The sequence below is a fragment of the Amycolatopsis palatopharyngis genome (assembly GCF_003385185.1).
In the GTDB taxonomy this organism is placed as follows: domain Bacteria; phylum Actinomycetota; class Actinomycetes; order Mycobacteriales; family Pseudonocardiaceae; genus Amycolatopsis; species Amycolatopsis palatopharyngis.
This window is the reverse complement of record NZ_PQHZ01000043.1, coordinates 48,586-56,200: the sequence shown is the minus strand read 5'-3', so window position 1 is coordinate 56,200 and position 7,615 is coordinate 48,586. Positions and strand designations below refer to the sequence as shown.

At 69.8% G+C, this 7,615-nt stretch carries 7 protein-coding genes; 4 read left to right on the top strand and 3 right to left on the bottom strand.

Annotation, left to right across the window (positions count from 1 at the left end; all coding sequences use genetic code 11):
* Nucleotides 1–202 precede the first annotated feature (202 nt).
* Nucleotides 203–637: a TIGR03668 family PPOX class F420-dependent oxidoreductase gene (locus D0C15_RS26115; protein ID WP_116050536.1), complete on the bottom strand. Its 435-nt coding sequence runs from the start codon at nt 635–637 to the stop codon at nt 203–205.
* A 218-nt stretch (nt 638–855) separates the two neighbouring features.
* Between D0C15_RS26115 and D0C15_RS26105 the strand changes: the two genes are divergently transcribed.
* Together D0C15_RS26105 and D0C15_RS26100 are read left to right on the top strand one after the other, a co-directional pair.
* The gene (locus tag D0C15_RS26105; RefSeq protein WP_116050533.1) at nt 856–1,998 is read left to right on the top strand and encodes an MAB_1171c family putative transporter; all 1,143 of its coding nucleotides are present in this window, start codon (nt 856–858) and stop codon (nt 1,996–1,998) included.
* 30 nt (nt 1,999–2,028) lie between these two features.
* Entirely contained in the window at nt 2,029–3,258 is a 1,230-nt protein-coding gene (locus D0C15_RS26100) for an amidohydrolase family protein (protein ID WP_245976246.1), read from the top strand.
* On the opposite strand, the gene D0C15_RS26095 is transcribed toward D0C15_RS26100, so the two are convergent.
* Nucleotides 3,248–4,165: a S66 peptidase family protein gene (locus D0C15_RS26095; protein ID WP_245976245.1), complete on the bottom strand. Its 918-nt coding sequence runs from the start codon at nt 4,163–4,165 to the stop codon at nt 3,248–3,250. The two genes, D0C15_RS26100 and D0C15_RS26095, sit on opposite strands and share 11 nt — an antisense overlap.
* 11 nt (nt 4,166–4,176) lie before the next feature.
* Nucleotides 4,177–6,126 carry a S9 family peptidase gene (locus D0C15_RS26090; RefSeq protein ID WP_116050531.1) on the bottom strand — a complete coding sequence of 650 codons (1,950 nt, stop codon included), beginning with the start codon at nt 6,124–6,126 and terminating at the stop codon, nt 4,177–4,179.
* Nucleotides 6,127–6,229: 103 nt separating this feature from the next.
* On the opposite strand from D0C15_RS26090, the gene D0C15_RS26085 reads away from it, so the two are divergent.
* On the top strand, nt 6,230–6,805 hold the full coding sequence (locus D0C15_RS26085) for a DUF3090 domain-containing protein (protein ID WP_116050554.1): 576 nt from the start codon (nt 6,230–6,232) through the stop codon (nt 6,803–6,805).
* Nucleotides 6,802–7,608: an SCO1664 family protein gene (locus D0C15_RS26080; protein WP_116050529.1), complete on the top strand. Its 807-nt coding sequence runs from the start codon at nt 6,802–6,804 to the stop codon at nt 7,606–7,608. The genes D0C15_RS26085 and D0C15_RS26080 overlap by 4 nt, the downstream gene beginning before the upstream one ends.
* Nucleotides 7,609–7,615: the final 7 nt, after the last annotated feature.

The following is a 7,615-nucleotide window of genomic DNA, read 5'->3' as shown; positions in this document are numbered from 1 at the left end:
GCTCCCACCCGCCGCACCTGACCCCGGCCCGCCGGACCCAGCCCTCCCGCACCAGGTTGGTACGTCTGCAAGTACGCCCAAGCAAGATTGTTTACGGCTTTTTCTACCGCCAAGTCGTGACCCTGGTAGCGCCGCTTGGTAGCAGTTGACGACGCTGTGGATCTTGCTTGGTGGTACTTGCAGACAACCCAAAGGCGTGGGGTCAGGAGGAGGCGGCCCAACCTGACCAGCGGGTGACCGTGGTGCGGACGAGGGGGCCGGTCGGGCGATGTGTGCGGTATTGCCGGTACTTCGCCGACAGGGCGTCGAGGGCGGTCTCGGTGCCCGCGACCGCAACCTCCCCCTCCGGGTCGAGAACTTCGGCGACGCCGTCGGCGCGCACCCACCACAGCTGGTCCCAGTCCTCGGAGTAGCCGTCGGCGAGAAAGCACACCTCGGGGTTCTCGGCGATGTTGCGCAGCCTGCGCAAGTCCCTGGTGCGCTTGGGTTTGTGGTCGACGGCGAAGACGATCTGCGCGCCGAGCACGGTGAACGTAACCGGCACCAGGTGCGGGCGCCCGTCTCCACCCACCGTGGCCAACCTGGCGACCCTGGCGGATTCGAACCACGAACGCGCCTGGTCCGGGTCGAGTCGCATGGCCTCAGGCTACTGTGGATACGTGCCGCGAGAGGGGACCGGCGCAGGAACTGCCAAGTCGGGCACGGGATCTGCCAACTCGGGCACCGGAACTGCCAAGTCGGGCACGGGAACTGCCAAGTCGGGCACGGGAACTGCCAAGTCGGGGTTACCGGGGGTTCGTCACTCTGTCGTGCAGTAGGGTCTCGCTCTGGAGGACACGACCGACAGGGGTGGCTGTGAGTCCGTTCAGCATCGCGTTCGGGGTGCTTCTGCTGACCGCCGTTGTGTGGAAGCTGCGCCAGGTCACGCGCGCACCGCACGACCTTCCGCTGCGTGCGGTCACGTTCTGTCTCGTCTCCGCCGCGATCGCGTTCCCCTTCGGTCTGCCTGCGGGCGCCCGCTGGGCGGACTCGCTGATCGCGCCAGGCACGGCGAAGTGGCTGCAGAACGTGATGCTGCTGGTCGCCGTGTACTGGCTGATGTGCTTCTACCTGTTCTCCGCCGAGGACGCCGAAAACGGACGGCGGCGCGCACGGTGGGAACTGCTGCCACTCGCGTTCTCCATCGCCGCCATCACCGCCGCCACCCTCGCCACGCCGCCCGCCCTGCGCGGTCACACGTTCAGCACCGGGGACATGAGCCACACCGCCGTGGCCGCGTTCTACTTCTTCGGCGGGCTCTACCTCTTCTACGCGATCGCGATGGCGCTGAGATCCACCCTGCGTTATGCCGGCTCATCGCGCAGACCGTTGTCGACCGGACTGCGGATCGCGGCGGTCGGCATGGCCGCCATGGTGCTCGCCAGTGGCGTGCGCAGCGTGCTGGTCGTGATCCGCTGGCAGAGCGGTACGCCCCCCGCGCCGATCTCGGCGACGGCCAGTCTCGTACTGATGATCGCGATCCCGCTGTTCGTCATCGGCGTCATCTACCCATCGGTGGCCACTCGCTGGGCGGCTGGGCGAGTGTGGTGGCAGCACCGCAGGCAGTACCACCAGCTTCGTCCACTGTGGACTCTCCTGCACGACGCCTATCCCGAGCACGTACTGGGCAGAGTCCCCTCCGCCGGCCGCCGTGACCTGCTGAGTCTGCGCGCGATGCACCGCAGGTACTACCGCAGGGTGATCGAGTGCCGTGATGGTCTGGTGTGGCTGAGCCCGTACCTCGCGCAGGAGCGGGCCAGGACCGGCCTGCCCTCGGACCAGCCGGCCCGGCCCGCCGAACTTGCCGGCCTGCTACGCGCGGCACTGCACGCCAGGGCCGAGGGCAAGGACGTCGACGCGCGGGCATCGCGAGTGGCCATGCCCGCCGGCGAGGGCCTCGAGGACGACGTGCGGGAACTGATCGACCTTGCCGACGCCCTTCGCGCCCAACCCGCGTAAGGGTCGGCAGACGCCCACGACATCAAGCTGGTGACGGAAAGGACGGTGGCGCAGGCGGTGGAAACGCTGATCTCCGCGGATCACGTGCTCGTGGGTCCGGCGGGAACCCGGATCGCCGATGGCGCGGTGCTGGTCAACGGCTCCGAGATCGTCGCCGTCGGACCACGCGCCGAGCTGGCGTCCGGTGTTTCCAGCGCCACGACGCACAAGGACTTCCCGGGCTGCACCGTGCTGCCGGGGCTGATCGACGCCCACGTTCATCTGGCGTTCGACGCGAGCGCGGACCCGGTCACCGCCGTACGGGAACTGGACGACGAGACCCTACTGGCAGGGATGGCGGATCGCGCGCGCCAACTGCTCGACAACGGCGTAACCACCGTTCGCGACCTCGGGGACAGGGACGGGCTCGCCGTCCGGCTGCGCGACGCGATCGCCGACGGCCACTACCCGGGACCACGGATCGTCGCCGCCACCACACCGTTGACTGTGCCCGGCGGTCACTGCTGGTTCCTCGGCGGTGAAGTGCACGGGGAGCAGGAGATCCGCGCCAAGGTGCGGGAGAACGCCGCCCGCGGGGCCGAGGTGATCAAGGTGATGGCCACGGGCGGCGGGCTGACCAAGGGCGGCGCGCAGACCTGGGAGTCGCAGTTCACCGCCGAGGAGTTGCGGATGGTGGTGACGGAGGCGCACGCGCTGGGGCTCCCGGTCGCCGCACACGCCCACGGCAGCACGGGGATCGCCGACTCGGTCGCGGCCGGGGTGGACACGATCGAGCACTGCACCTGGATGGCGGAGAGCGGATTCGAGGTCCTCGAGGACGTGGTCGCCGAAATCGCCGCGAAGGGGATCGCCGTCTGCACCGGCGCGAGCCCGAACTGGCGGAAGTTCGCCGAGCGCTTCGGCGAGGACCGCGCCGCCGAGATCTTCGGCCGGGTGCGCTGGATGGCGGAGCAAGGAGTCCGGCTGATCGCCGGTACCGACGCGGGCGTGCCCAACGCGGTCTTCGACAACTTCGCGGGCAGCCTCGACTTCTATCGCTTCCTCGGCTTCCCCGGCGAGCAGATCCTGAACATGGCGACACTCGACGCCGCGGAAGCGCTGCGACTCGGAGAGCACACCGGCAGGCTCGCGCCCGGCTACCGCGCCGATCTCGTCGTCGTTGGCGGCGACCCCATCGAGGACCTCGACGCCGTTCGCGACGTCCGGCTCGTGCTGGCGGCCGGGCGGCCGCACGTCCCGTCCGGCGCCATCAGCAACTGAGCGCCGGCTCGAGCAGGGTGAGGGTGCCCGCGTCGGCGTCGAGCCGTGCCCGCACGCCGAGCGGCACGGTGAGGGCGCCGTTGTGGTGCCCGAAACCCAGCTCCTGGACGATCGGCACACCGAGCGGGCCCAGCCGGTCGAGCATCAGGGCCCGGATGTCCTCGGGCGGACCGCAGTCGGTCCATGATCCGAGCGCGATGCCGGCCACCCCGTCGAACCAGCCCACCCGCAGAAGCTGGGTCAGCAGCCGGTCGAGCCGGTACACGTTCTCGGTCACGTCCTCCAGCAGTGCGATGCCACCACGAGCCGGCCGGTGCTCGGGAGCTCCGATACTGGCGACGAGCAAGCTGAGGTTGCCACCGACGGTGACGCCGACGGCGGTTCCACCGCGTAGCGCGACGGCCGCGGGGCCACCCAGCCGCACAGCCTGCTCGGGTTCGAAGAGCATGCGCCGCAGTCCGGCGGCTGCCACATCGTCGAAGTGCGAGGTCGCGGGCATGGGGGAGAACAACGTGCTGAGACCGAGGTGAACGCCGACCGCCTCGTGCAGGGCGGTCGTATCGCTGGAGCCGGCGAACAGCTTCGGCCCTGCCGAGCGCAGCCGCGACCAGTCCACGAGGTCGACCATCCGCATGCAGCCGTACCCACCCCGCGCCGCGAAAACCGCGGACACGGCCGGGTCGAGCCACGCCTGCTGGAAGTCCGCGGCCCTGTCCGCGTCCGTTCCGGCAAGGTAGTCGAAGGTCGGGTTCCCCGCGTGCACCGAGTCGTACATCCGTACCGCCAGTCCCCAGGAACGCAGTACCAGCACGGCACGGTCGAGCAGGTCCCGTGGCACTGGTCCCGCGGGTGCCACCAGGGCGACCGTGTCGCCCTTTCGCAGCCTGGGTGCTCTGGTGGCGCTCACCGGGGCGGAGATCACGAACGCAGTTCGACGGCGGGTACGCCCGGTGTGGCGAAACCGAACACCTGGCCGTAGAACGACAGCTCCGCCTCCAGCGCCGCGATGATCGTCTCCGCCTTGCGAAAGCCGTGCTGCTCGCCGGGGAACGTGAGGTAGGCGTGCGCTGTACCGCTACCGTCGAGGGCTTCGACGAATCGGTCTGCCTGCTCGGGCGGGCAGATCTCGTCCTCGAGGCCCTGCAGGAACAACACCGGCCCGGCCAGCGAATCCGTGTTGTTGATCGGCGAGCGCTCGTCATATCTGCCCTGGGCCTCCGGTAGCGGCCCGACCAGACTGTCGAGGTAGCGCGACTCGAAGTCGTGCGTCTCGCCCCCTTCACCGGTCCACCCGGAGAGGTCGAGGATCGGGAACTGCACGGTGCCCGCACGGTAGGTGCGGACGGTGGTCATCGAGGCGGCGGAGGTGAATCCGCCCGCACTGCCACCTCGGACCGCCAGCCGGTCGGGGTCGGCCAGTCCTTCGGTGACCAGTGCCTCGGCCACGTCGACGCAGTCCTGCACGTCGACGACGCCCCACTGTTCGCGCAGTCGTTCCCGGTAGCGGCGCCCGTAACCGGTGGACCCGCCGTAGTTCACCGCGACGACGCCGATACCCCTGCTGGTGAAGTACGCGAAGCCCAGATCGAGGACGCCGAACGCCCTTCCGGTCGGTCCGCCGTGCACATGCACCAGATAGGGCGGTAGCTCTCCCTCGGGAGTCGCGTGGTCGGGATTCGCAGGCGGGTAGACGTAGGCCGGGATCTCCTCGCCGGACCGCGATTTGAACGTCCGCTCGTGCGGTACCGGGAGAAAGGCCGGGTCGGGCAGCCATGCGCCGCCCTCATCCGGAACCGCGAGTTCGCTCCGCGTCCCCGTCCGCAGGTTCACGTGCACCACGGCACCTTCGCTCACGGCGCCCGCGGCCACACCCGCGACGGTGTCACCGTGCACCGCGATGGTCGGCGACCACGCAACGAGCTCGGCCGCCTCCGCCACCGGGCTGACCGTCGCCGTGTTCTCGTCCAGTACGGCCAGCCTGCCGGAGTTCAGCACCGCGTGCCTGCCCCCGCCCAGTGGGGCGAACCAGCGGGAGCCGATCCGCCAGAGCGCACCACCGAGTTCCGCGGGTACCGGTGCGAGGTTCGTGATCTCGCCGCCAAGGGAGATCCGGTGCAGGTTCCACCAGCCATCGGGGTCGAGCAGGGCCAGCAGCGTGTCCGGGGACTCCCATTCGAGCTGGCAGACCGAGACCTCGGCGCCACCCGCGACGACCCGGTGCGCGGCGAAGGTGCCGTCGGCGGCGATATCGGCCACACACAGCTGTGTCCCGTCCCACGGCATCGCCGGATGGTCCCAGCCCAGCCAGGCCGCGCGCCGACCGTCAGGGGAGATCTGCGGAGCGGTGAGGAAGTGGTGGGTGGCCGCGAGCACCCGGGGTTGCGCCCCGGAAGCGGAGAGCGCGACGAGGTCACGGGCGACGTCCGCCCTGCGCGAGCCGGTACTGCGCTCCCGGACGGCCCACACCTCGCCGCCGAGTCCCGGACGCAGGTCGCCGTAGCGGACACCGTGCGGCTGCGAAGGCGCCGGGGTGATCGGATCCACCTTCGCGGAGGCGCGGTCCATGGCATAGACGCGCTGATCGTCCCAGTTGGTGAAGACCAGCAGGCCGCCGACGACCACCCACGGGCGGCCGCCGTACTCGTGTACCCGGTTTCGGACGTTCCAGGGCGCGGGCAGCACCTCTTGCGCGCCGGAGCCGCTGGTAGCGCGGAGCAGCGCGACCCTGCCGCCCTCCGCCGGGCGTGACTGTGCCCACCACGTCTCGCCGTCCACCACGTCCAGCCATTGGGGGGTGCCCCCAGCGGCCGCCACGTCAGCGGCCTCGATGGGGGAGGTCCAAGATCCGTTCGGGGTGATCATCGGCATCTGGCCACCCTAGAGTGTGAGCGTCGCCGATCGCATCGGCTTACGTGGAGTGAGGGGGCGGCGGATGCCGATCATGCAGGCGTGGCTTAGGGTCATGAGTGCCATGGCTCGTGTCATTCATGTCTTCCGCCAACCCGACCGCTTCGTAGCGGGCACCGTCGGGGAACCCGGTGACCGCACGTTCTACCTTCAGGCGTCCGAGGACGTCCGCACGATCAGCGTGACGATCGAGAAACAACAGGTCGCCGTCCTCGCCGAGCGCCTCAGCTCGCTGCTGGAAGAAGTGTCGAACCGCTTCGGCGCCGAGGTCCCCGATGAAGTTCCCGAGGAACTGCGCGACGTCGAACCGCTGAACGTGCCGGTCGAGGAGGAGTTCCGCGTCGGCACGATGGGCCTTGGCTGGGACGCCGAGAGCCGCGCCGTCGTGATCGAACTGCTGGCGATCACCGAGGGCGAGGTCGACGAAACGGTCGTACTCGACGACACCGAGGAAGGCCCTGACGCCGTTCGCGTGTTCCTCGAACCCGCCGCCGCCAGAGCCTTCGCCGAACGCGCGGAACGCGTCGTGAGCGCGGGCCGCAAGCCGTGCCCGCTGTGCGGGGAACCGCTGGATCCGGAGGGGCACATCTGCCCCAGGCAGAACGGATACCGGCGCGACTCGGATCTCACCGAGGAATGACCCGGCCAGAGCTCGATCCGAACGACCCCGCAGCGAAGAACCTCGTCGCGCAGGGGCGGCTGGAGGTCGAGGGCAGGCTGGTGGATGCCTCGAACGTCACCCTGTTCTGCACGATCGAGCTGGATGGTGTGCGGGCCAACGCCGTGTACAAGCCGGTGGCCGGGGAGCGACCGCTGTGGGACTTCCCGGACGGAACGCTGGCAGGCCGTGAGGTGGCGACCTACCTCGTGGCCGAAGCCGCGGAACTCGGGGTCGTACCGCCGACCGTCCTGCGGGACGGCCCGTTCGGTGAGGGCATGGTCCAGCTCTGGGTGGACACCGGCGACGACGAACTCGTCGACGTGCGTGCTCCCGGCGACGTCCCTGACGACTGGCGCGTCGTACTGCACGCGCACGATCGAGCGGGTGAACCCGCGGTGCTGGCCCACGCCGATCGACCCGGCATGCGTGAGCTCGCGGTGCTGGACGTCGTGGTGAACAACACCGATCGTAAGGGTGGCCACGTGCTGCCCGGATCCGATGGCCGCGTCTACGGCGTGGATCACGGCATCTGCCTGCACACCGAACCCAAGCTCCGCACAGTGCTCTGGGGCTGGGTGGGAGACGCGCTCGCCGACGACGTCGTGGAGAAACTGCACGGGCTGCGGCGTGCCCTCGACGGCGAGCTGGGCATCGCGCTCGGCCGGCATCTGACCTCCGCCGAGGTCTCGGCCATCGGCGAACGGGCGGCTCGTTTGCTGGCGCATCCGGTGTTTCCCGCACCCAGCGACCAATGGCGCGCCATTCCCTGGCCGCTGTTCTAGGCCGAGC

Bases quoted from the DNA above. Each gene is read 5' to 3' on its own strand.
- D0C15_RS26115 (WP_116050536.1), bottom strand. From the start codon at position 637: ATGCGACTCGACCCGGACCAGGCGCGTTCGTGGTTCGAATCCGCCAGG.
- D0C15_RS26080 (WP_116050529.1), top strand. From the start codon at position 6,802: ATGACCCGGCCAGAGCTCGATCCGAACGACCCCGCAGCGAAGAACCTC.
- D0C15_RS26090 (WP_116050531.1), bottom strand. From the start codon at position 6,126: ATGCCGATGATCACCCCGAACGGATCTTGGACCTCCCCCATCGAGGCC.
- D0C15_RS26085 (WP_116050554.1), top strand. From the start codon at position 6,230: ATGGCTCGTGTCATTCATGTCTTCCGCCAACCCGACCGCTTCGTAGCG.